Here is a 1640-nt window from a genome sequence, read left to right as displayed (position 1 = left end):
TGCGGGAAGTTGGTAGTTGCGTTTCGGGCTACTTAATTGGGCGTTATATGACTAAAGGAGTCCAGCTTTGACCAGATGGGATCATGTAGCAGATCATGTTGATTTCAATCTTGAAATTTCTGTGGAAGACTTTTTAATATCGATACCCCGAAATGGTAAAGTTTTAGATTTTGGTTGTGGTTACGGACGTATTTCAAATCAGCTTCAGAAGTTGGGTTATAAGGATTTAGTTGGTGTAGATTCATCAAAAGAGATGATTAATCGAGGTCTAACCGAATATCCTGAACTTGATTTACGTTATCAACAAGATGGTTTATTTTCTTTTTCAGACAATTATTTTGATGCGATAGTGGTATGTGCAGTATTGACTTGTATACCTGTTCAGGATTCTCGTGAAAAAGTAGTATCTGAACTCTGGCGGGTTTTGAAACCCAACGGTGTATTGTATTTAGCTGAGTTTTGTTCAATCGAAAGCCTACACTTTTTATCAGGTTTAGGTATCGAAATGTGGCATAGTCGGCCAAAAGAGCTTGAGGCTTTGTTATCAAACTTTAGTATTGAATTGTCGAAAGTATCTGAAACTTCAACCATTTCGGGTCATGTCAGTAATTCGGTTCATATCATCGCGCGTAAAGTCATATAACAAAGCGTTCAAGAGGGACAGCCAACGCGTGGCATTTTTATTATGCGTTGGTTTTTGTGGTTACAGTGTTATGCGGAAAGTTGGTAGTAGCGTTGTCTGCCCCTTAACGCGGCGTTAAGTTGCTTATTTGGAATCGATAATTAAATGAAAATTATGAAAAAATCTCAGTATGAACCTAAACACTGGAAAACATTCAAAATGTTAGAGCCAGATACAGGGGTTTTCTCGTGTCGGTATACATATAAAAGGAAGCCTGCACATAGAGTCGTAGTAGATACACCCAAGGCAACTACATTATCTGGTTATTTACTCATCGAAAAAGACCTACGCAATACACTTATTTGGTTAAACCAAATAAAAGAGACGCTTGAACAACATGATGCAACCAAAAATCAAACAGGTCATATTGCTACTGGTGACAGATCTATTTTTGATACGGTAAAAGGTCTATTTGTGGCGGCTCTTACGTTCTATGGGAAGTGTTTCAGTACTTGTGAGGGACGTAGAATCAAACTTGATAAAAAGATCATTGATGAAAAATACGTAGATACACATAGCTATTTAATTGAAATGAGGAATAACTTTGCTGCTCATAGTGGTGCGACAAAGGTTGAGGTTGCTCGTGTTGTATTAGCGTTAGACAAAAATAAGAAAAAGAATACGTTTCCTCATTTAGCGAAAGAGGTATTTCAACCTGACACAAGCTCATTGCAGGAAATATACAAGTTCATTGAATCTGTAGAATGGTTGCATAAATATGTCGACGACAAAATTGATACACTTGTAGAAAAAATTATGGAAGATGACATTTTAAAAGAAGGTCTTGAAGCTTGGTACGCAAAAGCAACTTAACAAACGCTTCAAGAGGGACTTCCAACGCGTGGCATTTTTATTATGCGTTGGTTTTTGTGGTTACGGTGTTATGCGGAAAGTTGGTAGTAGCGTTGTCAGCCCCTTAAGCGGGCGTTATGCTTTATTGAGCCTCAGCAAAATCAAT

At 37.9% G+C, this 1640-nt stretch carries 2 protein-coding genes; both read left to right on the top strand.

Annotated features, from left to right (window positions below; all coding sequences use genetic code 11):
- Positions 1–67: 67 nt before the first annotated feature.
- Positions 68–643, top strand: coding sequence for a class I SAM-dependent methyltransferase (locus BSR11_RS00070; protein WP_072668502.1), 576 nt, complete (start codon positions 68–70; stop codon positions 641–643).
- 144 nt (positions 644–787) lie between these two features.
- The gene (locus BSR11_RS00060) at positions 788–1495 is read left to right on the top strand and encodes a hypothetical protein (RefSeq protein WP_072668501.1); all 708 of its coding nucleotides are present in this window, start codon (positions 788–790) and stop codon (positions 1493–1495) included.
- Positions 1496–1640: the final 145 nt, after the last annotated feature.

The sequence above is a fragment of the Vibrio injensis genome (assembly GCF_001895205.1).
Lineage (GTDB): Bacteria > Pseudomonadota > Gammaproteobacteria > Enterobacterales > Vibrionaceae > Vibrio > Vibrio injensis.
The sequence above is the reverse complement of the archived record's forward strand: the minus strand, read 5'-3'. Positions and strand labels throughout refer to the sequence as shown.

Bases quoted from the DNA above. Each gene is read 5' to 3' on its own strand.
- BSR11_RS00060 (WP_072668501.1), top strand. From the start codon at position 788: ATGAAAATTATGAAAAAATCTCAGTATGAACCTAAACACTGGAAAACA.